The organism is Bradyrhizobium sp. BR14999 (assembly GCF_056106085.1).
In genome coordinates this window covers 3,732,378-3,748,916 of the sequence record NZ_CM148536.1, presented here as the reverse complement: position 1 = coordinate 3,748,916, position 16,539 = coordinate 3,732,378, and the positions used below count along the sequence as shown (strand labels likewise).

14 protein-coding genes are annotated in these 16,539 nt (G+C 63.3%); 9 read left to right on the top strand and 5 right to left on the bottom strand.

All coding sequences use genetic code 11. The annotated features are described in order from the left end of the window. Window positions 1-13 precede the first annotated feature (13 nt). Window positions 14-1,267 carry an ABC transporter substrate-binding protein gene (locus ACR9YP_RS17260; RefSeq protein ID WP_474221072.1) on the bottom strand — a complete coding sequence of 418 codons (1,254 nt, stop codon included), beginning with the start codon at window positions 1,265-1,267 and terminating at the stop codon, window positions 14-16. A gap of 54 nt (window positions 1,268-1,321) precedes the next feature. Beyond that, window positions 1,322-2,341, bottom strand: a complete 1,020-nt coding sequence (locus ACR9YP_RS17255; RefSeq protein WP_474220507.1) for an ABC transporter ATP-binding protein — start codon at window positions 2,339-2,341, stop codon at window positions 1,322-1,324. 235 nt (window positions 2,342-2,576) lie between these two features. Here ACR9YP_RS17255 and ACR9YP_RS17250 point away from each other — a divergent pair, with 235 nt between their 5' ends. The 9 genes from ACR9YP_RS17250 to ACR9YP_RS17210 all read left to right on the top strand — a co-directional run bounded on the left by ACR9YP_RS17250 (window position 2,577) and on the right by ACR9YP_RS17210 (window position 13,004). Next, entirely contained in the window at window positions 2,577-3,380 is an 804-nt protein-coding gene (locus tag ACR9YP_RS17250; protein WP_474220506.1) for a DeoR/GlpR family DNA-binding transcription regulator, read from the top strand. A 181-nt stretch (window positions 3,381-3,561) separates the two neighbouring features. After that, window positions 3,562-4,956, top strand: coding sequence for an ABC transporter substrate-binding protein (locus tag ACR9YP_RS17245; protein ID WP_474220505.1), 1,395 nt, complete (start codon window positions 3,562-3,564; stop codon window positions 4,954-4,956). A 3-nt stretch (window positions 4,957-4,959) separates the two neighbouring features. After that, entirely contained in the window at window positions 4,960-5,895 is a 936-nt protein-coding gene (locus ACR9YP_RS17240) for a carbohydrate ABC transporter permease (protein WP_091898263.1), read from the top strand. Beyond that, complete coding sequence (locus tag ACR9YP_RS17235) at window positions 5,892-6,731, top strand: carbohydrate ABC transporter permease (protein ID WP_091898265.1); 840 nt, start codon at window positions 5,892-5,894, stop codon at window positions 6,729-6,731. Before ACR9YP_RS17240 ends, ACR9YP_RS17235 begins: the two co-directional genes overlap by 4 nt. Continuing rightward, entirely contained in the window at window positions 6,728-7,780 is a 1,053-nt protein-coding gene (locus ACR9YP_RS17230; protein WP_474220504.1) for an ABC transporter ATP-binding protein, read from the top strand. Before ACR9YP_RS17235 ends, ACR9YP_RS17230 begins: the two co-directional genes overlap by 4 nt. A gap of 4 nt (window positions 7,781-7,784) precedes the next feature. Next, window positions 7,785-8,558 carry a GntR family transcriptional regulator gene (locus tag ACR9YP_RS17225; RefSeq protein ID WP_474220503.1) on the top strand — a complete coding sequence of 258 codons (774 nt, stop codon included), beginning with the start codon at window positions 7,785-7,787 and terminating at the stop codon, window positions 8,556-8,558. Window positions 8,559-8,590: 32 nt separating this feature from the next. Next, entirely contained in the window at window positions 8,591-10,234 is a 1,644-nt protein-coding gene (locus tag ACR9YP_RS17220) for an arylsulfatase (protein WP_438106664.1), read from the top strand. A 3-nt stretch (window positions 10,235-10,237) separates the two neighbouring features. After that, the gene (locus tag ACR9YP_RS17215; RefSeq protein WP_474220502.1) at window positions 10,238-11,212 is read left to right on the top strand and encodes a formylglycine-generating enzyme family protein; all 975 of its coding nucleotides are present in this window, start codon (window positions 10,238-10,240) and stop codon (window positions 11,210-11,212) included. Between the two features lies 1 nt (window position 11,213). Further along, window positions 11,214-13,004, top strand: coding sequence for a chloride channel protein (locus tag ACR9YP_RS17210; protein WP_091898275.1), 1,791 nt, complete (start codon window positions 11,214-11,216; stop codon window positions 13,002-13,004). A gap of 5 nt (window positions 13,005-13,009) precedes the next feature. On the opposite strand, the gene ACR9YP_RS17205 is transcribed toward ACR9YP_RS17210, so the two are convergent. Genes ACR9YP_RS17205 through ACR9YP_RS17195 form a run of 3 tightly spaced genes read right to left on the bottom strand, consistent with a single transcriptional unit; the run spans window position 13,010 to window position 16,483 of the window. Then, window positions 13,010-13,732 (bottom strand): GntR family transcriptional regulator, encoded by a 723-nt coding sequence (locus ACR9YP_RS17205; protein WP_438106661.1) that lies wholly within the window; start codon window positions 13,730-13,732, stop codon window positions 13,010-13,012. 28 nt (window positions 13,733-13,760) lie between these two features. After that, window positions 13,761-15,356, bottom strand: coding sequence for a GMC family oxidoreductase (locus ACR9YP_RS17200; protein ID WP_438106659.1), 1,596 nt, complete (start codon window positions 15,354-15,356; stop codon window positions 13,761-13,763). Then, on the bottom strand, window positions 15,356-16,483 hold the full coding sequence (locus tag ACR9YP_RS17195; RefSeq protein ID WP_474220501.1) for a mandelate racemase/muconate lactonizing enzyme family protein: 1,128 nt from the start codon (window positions 16,481-16,483) through the stop codon (window positions 15,356-15,358). Before ACR9YP_RS17195 ends, ACR9YP_RS17200 begins: the two co-directional genes overlap by 1 nt. Window positions 16,484-16,539: the final 56 nt, after the last annotated feature.

The window sequence follows — 16,539 nt, the reverse complement described above, 5'->3', positions numbered from 1 at the left end:
CCCGCAATTTCCCTTACTTCGAGGCGCGCAGCACGCGATCGGACTGGGCTTGTGCGGCAGCCAGCGCCTCCTGCGGCTTCTGCGCCCCCGTGACCGCGGCCTGAATCGCGTCGTTGACGAACTTGTAGATGCGGCCGTTCTCGTGGACCGAGAGCTCCGGCACCGCATGCTCGAGCTGATCGCGCGCGACGGTCGCCTGCGGGAAGCCCTTGGCATACTCTTCCATCGCCTTTGTCTTGTAAGCGGCCGGCGACACGGCAACATAGCCGGTCTTCATGCTCCATTCCGCCGCGCGCTCGGGCGCCGTCATCCATTGAATGAACTTCACGGCGGCCTTCTGCTGCTCGGGCGACGCGCTCTTGAAGATGTAGAAGCTGCCGCCACCGGTCGGCGAGCCCCGCCGCTCCTTGGCCGGGAGCATAGCGACACCAAACGGGAATTTCGCGGCGTCCTTGACGGCCGTGAGGTTACCCGTGGTGTGCCACATCATCGCGGTCTTGCCTTCGAGGAAGTCGGTGCGGAGCGTCGCCCAGTCGACGCTGCCGGACGGCATGACACTGTGCTTGCGCGACAGGTCGACCCAGTAATCGAGCGCGCCCACCGTCTTCGGCGCGGTCAGATAGACCTCGGTGCCGGCCTCGTTCATCATTTTCTGGCCGTTCTCGATCGCCAGCGCCTGCAGCATCCAGTAACCGTAGCCGGTCGAGGGAATCTCGACGCCCCAACGCGTGGTGTTGCCGCCGTCCTTCTTGACGAGCTTCTTCGACATCTCGACCATTTCGTCCCAGGAGGCCGGCGCCTTCTCGGGATCGAGGCCAGCTTCCTTGAAGGCGTCCTTGTTCCAATACAGTACGATGGTCGAGCGCTGGAACGGTATGCTCCAGGTCTTGCCGTCGATCTGTCCGTTGGCCATGAATGCTGGATAGAAGTCCTTGAACCACGCCTTGTCACTGACGAGGCCGTCAAACGGCACGATGGCGTTCTCGTCCATCAGCGTGAACACGTCGGTCGACAGCAGCACCGACAGTTGCGGCGGCTGCCCGCCTTTCATTGCGGTCATCGCCTTGGTCATCGTGTCTGTGTAGTTGCCGGCATAGACCGCCGTCACCTTGATATCCTGATTGTCCTTCTCGAAGCGCGAGACCATATCGTCGACGATCCTGGTGACGGGGCCGCCGACCGCCACCGGATAATACATCGTCAGGTCCACCGCGGCGGCGGGACGCGCGCCCATGGAAAAGACCGCGAATGCAGCTGCCATCAACATCGTTCGTCGCGCAAACATCTTTCGCTCTCCCTCGTTATCCCTTGACCGCCGCTGCTACCGACCGGATGCAGCCAGCAGGCACTCCCTGACCGAACTCTCCACCCGGCATTCCGACGTCGGATCGAACTGATGCTCGTTCGCGGGGTCCCACGCCAGCCGGACATCCTCGCCGGGCTTAACCTTGCTGAAACCATCGGATCGCACCGAGATTGGCTGACCATCGATCTCGCACAGCACGATGCTGTCGGCCCCGAGATGCTCGACGGCCTTGACGCGCGCCCCATGATCGCCGTCCGACACGATGCGGATGTGCTCCGGCCGGATGCCGATGAGATGATCGCTCCGTCGCACGAGATTCATCGGGGGAGTGCCAATGAACCGCGCCGTGAAGGCCGTTGCCGGCCGGTTGTAGAGCTCTTCCGGCGAACCGTTCTGCTCGATACGGCCGTCGCGCATCAGCACGACGCGGTCCGCCATCGTCATGGCTTCGGTCTGATCGTGGGTCACGTAGACCATCGTCATGCCAAGACGCTGCTGCAACGCGCGGATCTCAGTCCGCATCTCGTGCCGCAGCTTGGCGTCCAGGTTGGACAGCGGCTCATCCATGAGACAGACCCGCGCCTCCGCGATGATGGCGCGTCCCAGCGCAACGCGCTGGCGCTGGCCACCGGACAGCTGCGACGGCTTGCGCTCGAGCAGATGGCCGAGACCGACGATGTCGGCCACGCGACGGAGCCGCGCGTCCCGCTCGGCACGCGCCACGCGACGGACGCGCAGACCGAAGATGATGTTCTCGGCGACGCTCAAATGCGGAAACAACGCGTAGGACTGGAAGACCATGGAGATCTTCCGTTGCGCCGGCGTCAGGTGAGTCACGTCGGCGCCGCCGATGGCAATCGTGCCGCCGTCGGCGTCCTCGAGGCCGGCGATCAGCCGCAACGTGGTCGACTTGCCGCAGCCGGACGGTCCCAAAAGCACCAGCAGCGAGCCCTCGTCCGCCGTAAGACTGACGTCATCGACGGCGCGCATCGCGCCCCAGGACTTGGAGACATGACTCAGCGTAATCGCCGACATGGCCGGTTCGCTCTCAGCATGATGCAGCTACGCACGCTGGCGGCGGCTCGCTCCAACAGAGCAACGCAAGGCCGGTCACGACAGGCAGACCGGTCCATGCGCCCCTCCCTTTGAGCCGCGCGCATTCATCGGCGTAGCGACTATTATGTTCATATGAACATAGCGTGACACCATATGAAACAGAAAATTGCGTCTTCGACGTTCAAATGATACTTTCGTTGGGAACGGAGATCCGATGCTCAGGGCCGCCACGACACGTCAGTCCCACATCCTGGAGATCGTGCGCGAGCAAGGCTTCGCCTCCATCGAGCAGCTTGCGGCACGTTTCGACGTGACGCAGCAGACCATTCGCCGCCTTGTGAATGCGCTCTGCGACCAAGGGCTGCTTCGGAGGGTGCATGGCGGGGTCAGCCTCCCCGTCCAGAACCAGAACCTCGCCTACGGCAGCAGACATAGGTTGAACGCCGACGCCAAGCGGCGGATAGCGCACGCGGCCGCCAAACTCATTCCCGACGGGACGTCGCTGATGATCGGGCTCGGCACGACGCCCGAATATGTCGCGCAGGCACTCTCCCGCCGACGGGATCTGCGGGTGATCACCAACAGCCTGAACGTCGCCACAGCGTTCGCGCAGAATCCCGATGTGGAAATCAGCATCGCGGGCGGCACGCTGCGGCCGCTCGACCGCGATATCATTGGCGAAGCCGCTGCGCGTTTCTTCTCGAATTTTCGCGCTGATTTCGGGATATTCGGCGTCGGCGGCGTTGATCAGGACGGCACGCTGCTCGACTTCCATGTCGATGAAGTCAAGGCACGCCAATCCATCGCTGCCAATTCACGAACGTCCGTGCTCGTGGCCGACATCACCAAGTTCGGGCGCAATGCGACGGTTCGGGGTGGCCACCTCGACGAGTGCCACCATCTTGTCATCGATGACCGATTGCCGGCAGCGTTCGAGCTGATCGCGCACAGGTACAGCGGTCAAATCCATACCGCCCGCGACGCTCGCGCAGATTTCGAGCGCCTTGGCAACACCTAGTCGACAACTGCACATCATCGCTGCTCAGCCCAATCGCCCGCCGGGCGAGGTCCGAGATCGATTCACGCTCCGCGCGGAACGGCCGGATGACGATCCATTTTGTCGCGGTTGACTTGTTATAACATTTGAGCAAATGTCCTAACTAACCGGAAATATAAATCCGGATTTTCGGGAGGACCGCATGCCATCATTCAAGCCGACGCGACGAACGCTACTCAAGACCGGAACCGCAGCCGCCGCTTTCGCGACGCTTGGTCCGGCACTTCTACGGCAAGCCGCCGCGCAGGACGCCGACCTCGCGCCTTACAAATCCGCTCAGATCGACTGGCAGCAAGTCTCCGGCGAGACCATCACGGTCGCCGTGATCCCGGCGAGCTATTTCGAAAACCTCATCACGCTCGCGCCGCAGTTCAAGGCGCTCACCGGCATCGACGTCCGCTTCGAGAAGATTCCGCCGGCGCAGATCCGGCAGAAAAGCGTCATCGACTTGACCTCGAAGACCGGCACCTACGCGACCCACGCCGCCGACCCGATGTATTACGCGCTCTATGCCGCGAACAAATGGGTCGAGCCGCTCGGCACCTATCTGAACGACAAGGCGCTGACCGATCAGGCCTGGTTCAAGCTCGACGACATCATTCCGGCCTGGCGGAGCGCCAACGGCATCGACGGCAAGCTTTACGGCATGCCCTATGACGGCGAAGTCACCATTCAGGTCTATCGCAAGGACCTCTATGACGCGAAGGGCCTGAAGCCGGCAGACACGCTCGAAGCCTACATGTCCAATGCCGGGGCGTTGAACACGCCGAACGATCGCGTCTGGGGCGCAGCACTGCGCGGCGTCGCCGGTGCCGGCCAGAATATGTACATCTATCCGTCGATTTTCCGTGAGTTCGGCGGCGACTGGATGAAGGGCGGCAAACTCACCGTCAACGGCCCCGAGGCCGAGGCGGCGCTCGCCTGGTACGTCGACATCATGAAGAAGTACGCGCCGACGGCGGCGGCGAACTGGAACTGGCCGGATATCGCCGACGCTTTCTCGCAAGGCACCGTCGCCAGCTACATCGACGCGCACTCGTCGGCCTCGGTCATCAACAATCCGGAAAAGTCCAAGGTGATCGGCAAAGTCGCCTATGCCCGCTGGCCCAAGGGGCCGTCGGGCAAGCGCACCACATCGATCTGGAACTGGGGCTTTCCGATCAATTCCGCACTGCCGGAGAAGAAGCGCAAGGCAACCTGGCTGTTCATCCAGTGGGCCGCGAGCGCCGAGACCCAGGCGCGCACCGCGCATAAGTTCGCCGGTCCCACCAAACGCTCGGGCGTCAACCGCACCTCGATCTGGAAGGATCCCGACTACATCAAGCTCATGAACGGCTTTGGCGAGAACTTCGTCGAGGCCACGATGGGCGCCCTGGAGGAGGACACCGACGTCGACTGGCGTCCGCGCGTGCCGCAGTGGCCGGCGATCGGCGACACCATGGCGACCGCGATTCAGTCGGCCCTCTCCGGCCAGGCCACGATCAAGGCCGCATTGGACGACGCGCAGCGCCGCATCGAACCGATGATGCGCGGCTGAGCCATGGCGACGACAGCGGTGACATCGGCCGAGATCGCGAGCGAGGCGCCTCGCAGCGATTTCGGACGCGTATTGGCGCAGCGCGAGCGCCGGTTTGCAGCGGCCCTGCTTGCACCGGCGTTTCTTGCGCTGCTCGCCACGACGACGTTTCCGCTGCTCTTCCTGGCCTACACCAGCGCATTCCGGATGGATCTGGCGATGCCGTTCACCAACGGCTTCGTCGGATTTGAGAACTACCAGGTGCTTCTCTCCGACGAGCGCTTCTGGACCTCGCTGCTGGTGAGCCTCGTCTATACCGGCTCGACCGTCGCGCTGCAGGTCATCATCGGCCTGGCGCTCGCTTTGCTGGTCATGGACATGAAGCGTGGCCAGGGCTGGTTCAGGATCATCGCCATCCTGCCCGTGGTCCTGTCGCCGGCCGTGGTCGGTATGATCTGGCGCACTTTCATGCTGGCACCGGAATTCGGCATCGTCGACTTCCTTGCGATCAATGCAGGGCTGGGCAGCAAAAACTGGCTCGGCGATCCCACGCTCGCGATGGTCTCGGTGATCGCGATCCACACCTGGCAGTGGACGCCGTTCGCGTTCATGGTGCTGCTCGCTTCGCTGGCCTCCCTGCCCGAAGACATCTACGAAGCCGCGCGGCTCGACCGAGCCTCCGCCTGGCAGCGCTTCCGCCGCATCACCCTGCCTTTGCTGCGTCCCGCGATCGTGATGGTCATCATCATGCGGACCATGGTGGCCCTGACCGCATTCGCAGCGATCTTCACCGTCACCGCCGGCGGCCCCGGCACCGCGACCGAGATCCTCAATCTCTATGCTTACCGGAAGTCCTTCACCGAGCTGTCGATCGGCTATGGTTCGGCACTCGCAGTCGCACTGCTGATCGTGACCATCATCATTTCCGGCATCCTGTTCGCGATGCGGAGGGCGAAATGACTGCAAAGCGCCTTCGCGTCTTCGCCCTGCTCGCGATTTCCATGGTCTTCCTGCTGGCCTGGGCATTTCCGATCATCTGGAGCGTGCTGAACTCGCTCAAGACCGATTCCGACGTGCTGGCCTATCCGCCCAAGCTGGTGTTCACACCGACGCTGGAAGCCTATCGTGACGTGCTTTTCGGTTCGGGCTCGATCCTGCCGAACCTCGTCTCCAGCATCATCATTTCGGTCGGCACCACCATCCTCACCATGCTGATGGCGGTGCCGGCGGCCTACGCGCTGGCGCGACTGCGCTTTCGCGGCAAGAAGTTCGCGGGATTCTATGTGCTGGCAACGCAGATGCTGCCTCCCGTCGGCATCATCATTCCCTACTTCCTAGTGCTGCGGAACATTGGCTGGATCGACACCTATCAGGGCATCATCCTGATCTACCTGTCGTTCTCACTGCCCTTCGCGATCTGGCTGCTGGTCTCCTATTTCGAGGATATTCCCTTCGAGATGGAGGAAGCCGCCTATCTCGACGGCGCGAGTCGACTGAAAACACTGTGGCGCATCATCATTCCGCAGGTCCGCGGCGGCATTGCCGTGACAGTCGTGTTCGTGTTCCTCAACGCGTGGAACGAATTCCTATTCGCCGTTGTGCTCAGCGGCAACACGGTGCGACCGGTCACGGTCGCCATGTTCAACTTCGTCTCCGTCGAGCAGACGCTGTGGGCCAAGCTCGCGGCGGTCTCGGTCCTCGCCATGCTGCCTGTCGTCGTGCTCGGCGTGGTCGCGCAGAAGCATATCGTGAAGGGCCTGACGGTCGGTGCAGTCAAGGGCGGAGGACGCCGATGAGCGGCCAAGGTCAGGTCAGTTTTCGCAACATCGTCAAGATGCACGGCGAGTTCGCCGCGCTCAAGGGCGTGAATTTCGACATCAAGCCGGGTGAGTTCTTTGCGCTGCTCGGGCCATCGGGTTCGGGCAAGAGCACAACGCTGCGCATCCTCGCCGGCCTCGACGCGCCGACCGCCGGCCGCGTGCTGATCGACGACAAAGACGTCACCTCGACCGATGCGCGTGACCGCGACATCGCCATGGTGTTCCAGAGCTACGCGCTCTACCCGCACATGACGGTGGCAGAGAACATCGCCTTCCCCCTGGAGATGGCCAAGCTGCCGAAATCCGAGATCGCGCCCGCCGTCAAGGACGCCGCGCGCAAGGTGAAGATCGACCATCTGCTCGACCGCAAGCCGGGTCAGCTCTCGGGGGGCCAGCAGCAGCGCTGCGCGCTGGCCCGCGCCATCGTGCGCAAGGCGCGCCTGTTCCTGCTCGACGAGCCGCTGTCGAACCTCGACGCGAAGCTGCGGCTGGAGACCCGCGCCGAGCTGAAGAAGCTGCAGCGCTCGCTGGGCGTCACCGCGGTCTACGTCACGCACGACCAGGAAGAGGCGATGACGCTCGCCGATCGCATGGCGGTATTCATGTCAGGCGAGATTCAGCAGGTCGGCACGCCCGCAGAAGTGTTCGCCCGTCCGAACTCGATCGACATCGCTGGCTTCATCGGCAATCCCCCGATGAACCTAGTTCTCGCCCGTTACGTGGACGGCGACGTGATCATCGCCGGCCATCGTGTGAAGACGACGACCACGACAGCCGGCGAGCGCGATGTGGTGGTCGGCCTTCGCCCCGGCGCCCTGCGCATGACGGACGGCGGCCTTGGCGCGCGTGTCGACCTGATCGAGGATCTCGGCGATACCGCCGTGCTCGATCTCGATTGCGCCGGCACCACGATCCGCATGCGCGTTTCCGGCGGCAACATTCCCGGCGAAGGCGACACGATCTCGATCACGGCTCGTCCGCAAGACATTCACCTGTTCGATCCAGCAACACGCATGCGGCTCTGACACCATGGCTGTTCAAACGCGCAAGAAGAAACCCGCACCGCTCGGCAGCGATGTGGTCGCGGAAGGCTCGACGCCCCTGCATATCCAGATCCGCGAATCCATTCGCAGCCAGGTGCGCGACGGCAAGTTCATCGACGAGACCGGCCGCCTGATGACCGAGGCCGAACTCGGCCGACATTTTGGTGTCAGCCGCATCACCATCCGCAACGCCATCGCACCTCTGGTGAACGAAGGCATGTTCGACCGCTCACGCGGCCGCGGCACCTTCCTGCGCTCGAACCAGCCTGAGAACTGGGTCGGCCATCTCATGGGATTTTCGGAAACCATCCGCGACGCCGGCTACCAGGCTGGTGCAAAGATCCTACAGCAGGGCATGACCAACCGGCACGACACTGCCGTGCGCGAGCAGCTTCGCGAGCGCGCCGTCTGGCAGCTTCGGCGCTTGCGGCTCGCAGACGATACACCGATCGCCATCGAGCACGCCTTCTATCCGCCGGACATCGGTCTCGAGCTCGAGAAGCGCGACCTCCTCTCGATCATCATGTACCGCGTCTTCGAGGACGAGCTTGGACTCGCCATCAAGGACGCACAGCAGACCATCAGCGCCGACCTCGCCGACGCCGGCAGCGCAAAATTGCTCGGCGTGAAGGTCGGCTCGCCCCTGCTCTCTATCGAGCGCGTCACCTTCGGCAAGGACAGGCGGGCGCTGGAGCTTTTGCGTGCCGTCTACCTGCCGAAATATTTCCGCCTCAGCATCAGCCTGACGCGCCGCCACTGACAACGCCACACGTCAATAACGAGGACACAAACATGCCGAATGGCGCAAAGACTACTGATAGCCCCAATATCCTGCTTATCCTCAACGACGACATGGGCTTTTCGGACATCGGCTGCTACGGCGGCGAGATCCAGACCCCGAACCTCGACCGCCTCGCGGCCAACGGGCTGCGTTATTCGCAGTTCTACAACACCGCCCGCTGCAGTCCCTCGCGCGCCTCGCTCCTGACCGGCCTGCATCCGCACCAGACCGGCATCGGTATCCTCACCTACAGCAACGGCCCCGAGGGCTATGCCGGCAATTTGAACAAGAGCTGCGTGACGATCGCCGAGGCCCTGAAGAGCCGGAACTACACGTCCTATCTCAGCGGCAAATGGCACATCGCCAGCAGCCTGACGGAGCCGACCGACGCCTGGCCGATGCAGCGCGGCTTCGACCATTTCTACGGCACCATCATCGGCGCCGGCAGCTTCTATCACCCGAACACGCTGACGCGCGGCAACGACAATATCGAGCACGAGGCCGAGAAGGATCCGTCGTTCTTCTACACCGACGCGATCAGCGACCAGGCAGCGGCTTTCATCCGCCAGCACAATGCAGAGAAGCCCGACGCCCCGTTCTTCGAGTATGTCGCCTACACGGCGCCGCACTGGCCGCTCCATGCCCATGACGAAGACATCGCCAAGTACAAGGGCCGCTTCGATGCGGGCTGGGACAGGCTACGCGAAGAGCGCCTCAAGCGCCTCGTCGATGACGGCATCATCCATCCGAACTGGCGCCTGACCGATCGCGATCCGACCCAGCCGTCGTGGACCGACGCGGAGCAACGCGAATGGACGCTGCGCTGCATGGAGGTCTATGCGGCCCAGATCGATCGCATGGACCAGGGCATCGGCCGCATCCTGAAGGCGCTGGAGGAAACCGGCCAGATGGACAATACGCTGATCATTTTCCTGTCCGACAACGGCGCATGCGCCGAGGACATTCCGGAAGGGGTCACCGCGAAGGAGCTGGTGGACCAGCTCATGATCGCCAAGGCCAGAACGCGCGACGGCAGGCCGGTGCGCTTCGGTAACGATCCGACCTTGATGCCCGGTGGCGAGGACACCTACCAGAGCTACGGCACCGCCTGGGCCAATCTCTCCAATACACCGTTCCGTCTCTACAAACACTGGATACACGAAGGCGGCATCGCCACGCCCCTCATCATACACTGGCCGCGCGGCATCTCTGAAAAAGGCGGCTTGCGGCACAACCCCAGCCAGCTCACAGACGTGATGGCGACCATTCTCGACGTCACCGGCGCCACCTATCCCAAGGAGTACAACGGCAACGCCATCCTGCCTTGCGAGGGTGAGAGCCTCGTGCCGTCATTCGCGTCGGCCTATGGCAACCGTGGCCCGCTGTTCTGGGAGCACGAGGGAAATGCAGCCGTGCGCGTCGGCAAGTGGAAGTTGGTTCGGAACTACCCGGGACCCTGGGAGCTCTACGACATGGAGACGGACCGCACCGAGATGAATGATCTGGCTGCGCAGCATCCGGATCGCGTCCGCGAGATGACGGCTCAATACCAGCAATGGGCGAACCGTTGCGGCGTGATCCCGCGCGAGAAGATTCTCGAGCTGATGAAGGCGGAAGGGGGCACAGCCTTCTGGGAGGAAGAGAAGCAGAAATAGGACATGACGAAGGATCGTTCACACTGCTGCATCCAGCGCGTCGCCGGCAACGGACCGGCGACGGGCAACGATGCGCAAGCAGCGATCCCCCCCAGTCCAACTCCGATCCTGCGCAGCTGGAGCGCACTGATCGACGGAACCTTCCACATGGGATCTGCCGACATCGGCTTTGTCGAAGACGGCGAAGGCCCGGTTCGGCTGGTTACGTTGTCGCCCTTTGCTATTGCCTGCCACGCCGTGAGCAACCTGCAATTCGGCAACTTCGTCCGTGCCACGGGCTACACGACGGAAGCCGAGCGCTACGGCTGGAGTTTTGTCTTCGACGGGCTCCTGCCCGAAGAGACGCGCACCGCGCGCACAATGTGCGTTCAGGAAACACCATGGTGGGTCCCGGTGACGCGCGCCTACTGGGCGCAACCGGAGGGACCGACGAGCAGCATCCTCGACAGGCTCGATCATCCCGTCGTCCACGTTTCCTGGAACGACGCACAGGCTTACTGCGAATGGTCCGGCACGCGTCTTCCGACCGAAGCTGAATGGGAGATGGCCGCGCGCGGCGGGTTGGACCAGGCCACCTATCCCTGGGGCAACGAGCTGCAGCCGGATGGCGAGCATCGCTGCAACATCTGGCAGGGCAACTTTCCCGATCGCAATACCGTGGAAGATGGCTATTTCGGTACCGCGCCCGTTCATGCTTTTCCGCGCAACGGATATGGCCTGCACAATGTCTGCGGAAATGTCTGGGAATGGTGCGAGGACTATTTTTCGCCGAGCTATCACCGCCTCACGCCATCGCGAGACCCCTTGAACCGCGAGCCAGCTCCCAACCGATCGATGCGTGGCGGATCCTTCCTCTGCCACGAATCCTACTGCAATCGCTACCGCGTCGCGGCGCGAAGCTCCAATACGCCTGACTCCTCGTCCAGCAATATCGGCTTTCGTGTCGTGCGCACTGAGCCGCTGCGGGATCCTTCATAGGATGGAGCCGGCACCACATCCTGCGAGGCCGGCCGCTGCCCCCGGCATCCGACTGCTGCCCCTGTTCCTGCGCAATTTCGTGCGCAATCGCGAGACTGGCCTCGTGCTGGTCGCCATCGTCGTCGGACTGCTCAACGGCGTGCTCGTGGCTGCGATCTCGAGCCTCAGCCAGTTCTCTCACGCACTGCTGTTCGACATTCCTTTCGACGCACACCTCAGTGCCACCGGCGTGATCTCGTGGCAGCGCACGCTGCTGATCCCGATGCTCGGTGGCCTGGTGCTTGCGCTGATCGGGCTGTACTTCGCCCGGCGCGTCAGGGGACAGCAGCTCGCCGACGCGATCGAGGCCAATGCGCTCTATGGCGGCCGGGTGTCCTTTCGCGGCAGCTTGCTGATCTCGATCCAGACATTGCTGTCCAACGGGTTCGGCGGGTCGGTCGGGCTAGAGGCCGGCTACACCCAGATCTGCTCAATGTTCGGCTCTCATGTCGGCCAGCGCCTGGCCGCCCGGCGCAACGACATGCGGCTGCTGGTGGCTTGCGGCGCCGCGGGTGCGATCAGCGCCGCGTTTTCAGCACCACTTGCCGGCGCATTCTACGCCTTCGAAGTCGTGCTCGGTGCCTATACGTCGGCCGGTCTCGTACCGGTCATCGCGAGCGCCGTCACCGCGTGGCTCGTCGCGCGGCAATTGACGCACCAATCCTTCCTGATGGTGCCTGGCTTCCCATCGCCGGTGTCCGTCGAAATGATCGGGCAGACGGTGCTGATCGGCATTATCTGCGCTTTCGCCAGCATCCTGGTCATGCTTGCGGTCGCATTCTCCGAGCGCTGCTTTCAGCGCGTCACGGTTTTCAAGGGAGTCGTGAGACCGATTCTCGGCGGCTTCCTCCTCGGCAGCCTTGCCTTGCTGACGCCGACCGTGCTCGGCGCCGGACATGGCGCAATGCAGATTCTGCTGGTTAGCAATCCGACCTGGCTCCTGCTCACAACCACCATTGTGTTCAAAATCCTGGCCTCCGCCATCTCGCTCGGAGCCGGTTTTCGCGGCGGCCTGTTCTTCGCCTCGCTACTGCTCGGCGCGCTGATCGGCCAGCTCTACAGCATCGTGCTGATGGGTCTTCTTCCCACCCTGGCGCTACAGCCCGGCACGGCAGCCATTGCAGCACTCGCCGCGCTCGGAACCGGCGTGCTCGGAGCGCCGTTCAGCATGGTCTGTCTCGCGCTCGAGATCACCGGCGATTTCTCCGTCACCGTTGGAGCGGTGGTCGCATCGTCGGTCTGCGCGCTGATCGTCCGCGAGCTGTTCGGCTACAGCTTTGCGACATGGCGTTTTCATCTGCGCGGCGAGGTGATCCGCGGACCGCAGGACATCGGCTGGGTCCGGCAGATGAGTGCGGCATCCCTGATGCGCACCGATTTCGAGAATGCCCTGACGACGATGCCGATTGGCGAGGCGCAAAAGCTGTTCTCGCCGGTGCAGGTCCGCCAGATCGTGCTGCGCGATCCTAACGGCATCTATGCGGGCATCGTCTCCGCCGCGACGCTACATTCCGTCGCTAATCAGGACAACGAGCTGATCGGGTCACTGGCGCAGCAAAAGGATGAATGCCTGCTCCCGAGCACGCCGGTTCGCGAGATCCTCAAGGCCTTTGAACGCAGCGAAGCCGACGTGCTCGCGGTTGTCGACCGCGCCGACCATCGCGCCGCGATCGGCACCTTGAGCGAAGCTCATGTGCTGCGTACTTACGGGGAAGAACTCGAGCGTCGGAACCAGGAACTGTTTTCGCGTTGAAGGCGCTAGGGCCGCAGATCCATATCGATCCGCACGAAGTCGCCGCGATAGGTGACCTCGCCGAGATAGATCACGGTGCGGTCCTGCGTCGTGAAGATGCGGCGGACTTCGGCCACTGGCGAGTTCAGGGGCACGCGCAGCAGCCGCGCCGCCTCGATATCCGCGGTACCGATCGTCAAGGTCTGGCGCGCACTCGCGATAGCGGGATTCCTGAGATCGTTGAGGATCGGAATCACGGTCTCGTTGCGAAATCGCTTCGGAGACCTACGAAAGATCTCCTCGTCGAGATAGATGGAAATGACGCAGTAGGGCTGCTTCTCCCGCGAATGCAGCCGACGCATGAAGACGTACTTTTCGGCCGGCTTGCCGTCCCCGGGAAGCAGCGGTGCATCGCTGCGGCTTTCCGAGATATTGATGATCTCGGGCGAGGTGTCGCGGTACATGTCGGCGAGATCGGATAGCGTTGTCTCGACCTTGAGCCACCGGTCCTGCCGCACGGTCCCCGTGACGAAGGTGCCACGGCCCTGCTGCGCCTCGATCACACCGTCGCGGGCGAGCAGCTCCACCGCCTGCCTGATCGTGACGCGCGACACACCGAACTCGGCGGCCAGTTCCTCGTTGGCCGGCAGGCGAAAACCCTGGGTCCAGACGCCGCGCGCGATCCGCTGCCGGAAGATGTCGGCAATCTGCGCGTATTTGGGGACGTGACTATCGGAACTCAATTCCATCTCGCCCTCCAGAATTCAGGTCACGCGATCAAGCCATGACCAGCGCGGCACCGCGTTCGCCGATCATCAGGCTGGTCGCATTCGTGTTGGCCGAGGTGATCTGCGGCATCACCGAGGCGTCGATCACGCGCAGCCGCTCGACGCCGCGCACACGCAGCTGCGGATCGAGGACGGCCTGCGCGTCCCTGCCCATGCGACAGGTCCCGACACAGTGAAACACCGTGCCACCCGTGTTGCGCGCAAAATCCCACAACCCGACATCATCCCTTGTTGCCTCGCCCGGCATCATCTCGATATCCCAGAGCGCGCGAAACGCCTTCTGCTGATAGATCTCGCGCAGAATCTTCAGACCCGCGACGATGGTCTTGCGGTCGACCTCCTCGGCGAAATAGTTCGGTACGATCCGCGGCTGCTCGAACGGATCGGTTGAGCTGATGGCAAGCTGTCCGTGCGACTTTCCGTGGCACTGCCAGACCGAAGCTGTAAAACCGGAATAGCTGTGCAAGGGCTCGCCAGGCTTGTCGACCGAGAGCGGCATCACATTGAACTGCACGTCCGGCCGACCGCCGACGGCGTATTCCGTGCAGGCTGCGCCGCCCACCTGCCCTGCACCGACCGTCAACGGGCCGCTGCCCGCAAGCATCCACTGCAAGCCCATCTTCGCAAGGTCGACGGGATTGCGAACCTGATCGTTGAGCGAAATTCGCTCCTTCAGGCGGACGATCAGCCGGGCCTGATAGTGGTCCTGAAGATTGGCGCCGACTTCCGGAGAATCGGCAACGATGGGAATGCCGAGCTTGCGCAGCAGGTCGGCCGGACCGACGCCGGAAAGCTGAAGGATCTGCGGCGACTGCAGCGCGCCGCCGGACAAGATGATCTCACGGTCAGCCGCCGCACTGTGGACATGACCCTTGCTGATCCACTCGACGCCGGTCGCGATGCGACCGTTGAAAACGACCCTGCTGACCTGAGCATGGGTGATGATGGTGAGGTTGGGACGGCCGGCTATGGGACGCAGAAAAGCAGAGGCGGAACTGGTCCGCCAGTGCCGCCCGATGCCGAGCTGGTAGGTGCCGACCCCCAGCGTCGTGGCGCCGTTGAAGTCGGGATTGCGCGGCAGGCCGAACTGCACGCCCGCGTCGACCCAGGCCTTCGATGCCGGATTGTCGTTGCGCAGATCGGAGACCTCGAATTCCCCGAGCCCGCCGTGAAACTGGCTCTCGCCGCCGCGGTAGCGTTCGTAGCGCCGAAAGTACGGCAGGAGTTCGCGATAGTTCCAGCCATCGGCGCCAAGGCGCTCCCAATCGTCAAAGTCCTCGTGTTGGCCCCGGATGAAGATCAGCCCGTTGATCGAAGAAGAGCCGCCGAGCACGCGGCCACGCGGCCAGACGATGGCACGACCGCCGCTCCCTTCCGACGGCTCGGTCCTGAACAGGCGCGAGTATCGCTCGTTGTAGATGGTCCGGTAGTAACCGACCGGAAGCTTCAGCCAAAAATTCCGATCCGATCCGCCGGCCTCGAGCAACAGCACGCGACAGGACGGATCCGCCGACAACCGGTTCGCAACCACGCAGCCGGCGGAGCCCGCCCCGACGATGATGTAGTCGTAACCACGAGCTGACATCAGACCATCCGGTATTGTGCGATGGAGGCAAGATCGGGCGTGATGCCGAGGCCCGCTTCGTCGCCGAGCTCGATCATACCGTCGCGGACTTCAAGCACGGGACCGCAGAAGCGATCGCGCAGCGGGTTTTCGTTGCAATCGACTTCGAGCAGCCCGTCGCCGCCGACACCGGCGAGAAGATGCGCCGACGCCAGAAGACCGATGCCGGCGCCGAGATAGTGCGGGCAAAACATCTTTCCCGAAGTCAGGATGTCGCGGGCAATGTTTGCGCAAGCCGACAGCCCGCCCCATTTGGCGATGTCGGGCTGGACGACATCGAGAACCGGCTCACGCAGCACCTCGGCAAACCCGGCGAGGCTCGCGATGTTCTCGCCGGCTGCGAGCGGAAAGTGGACGGTCTCGTGCAACTGCTTCCATTCCTGCCGGGGGCGGTCCGCACGAATCGGCTCCTCGAGCCATACGAGGCCGAAGCGCTCGAGTTGCGGTGCAAGCTCCAGCGCCTGGGCAATGGTCCAGCCCTGGTTGACGTCGGCAGCAAGCAGGCCTTTGCCCACAAGGTGGCGCAGCGCTTCGAGGTTGGCGCAGTCACCTGCCGGATCGAAACCGATCTTCAGCTTCAACGCGCGGTAGCCGCGGCCCAGGGCCGCTTCGGCCATCCGCTCGGAACCGACCGGATTGATGCCGCTGGCGTAGACCTTGATCTTGCGCCTCGCCCCGCCGAGCAGCCTCCACAGCGCGAGGTTCTGGCGGCGCGCGTGGAGATCCCAGACGGCGATATCGATGCCGGCGATCGACTGCGCAAACGGGCCGGCTTCGCCTGATTGTAGCGCGAGGACCGAGGTTCCCTGCGTCAGACGCTCGAACGCGGCGGACGGCTCGGGCACAGTGAATCCGACAAGGGCCGGCGCAAGCACCTCGTTGACGAGCCGAGCACGATGTTCGGCACCTGGTGCAGGAAAATTGCACCACACTTCGCCCCAACCAACATGTCCATCGGCGTCTTCAACGCGGACGAAAACGGCGGGCCGATCCTTCATCCGCCCGAAGGACGTGATGACTGGCGCCGTCAGCGGATAGCGATAGCCGAAGGCCTGGACGCTTTGGATGGTGAAAGGGGAAGTTGTCATGCGGGAAAGCCTGCGACGCCTACGACCAAAGGCGCCACTTGTATGGTCATCCTATT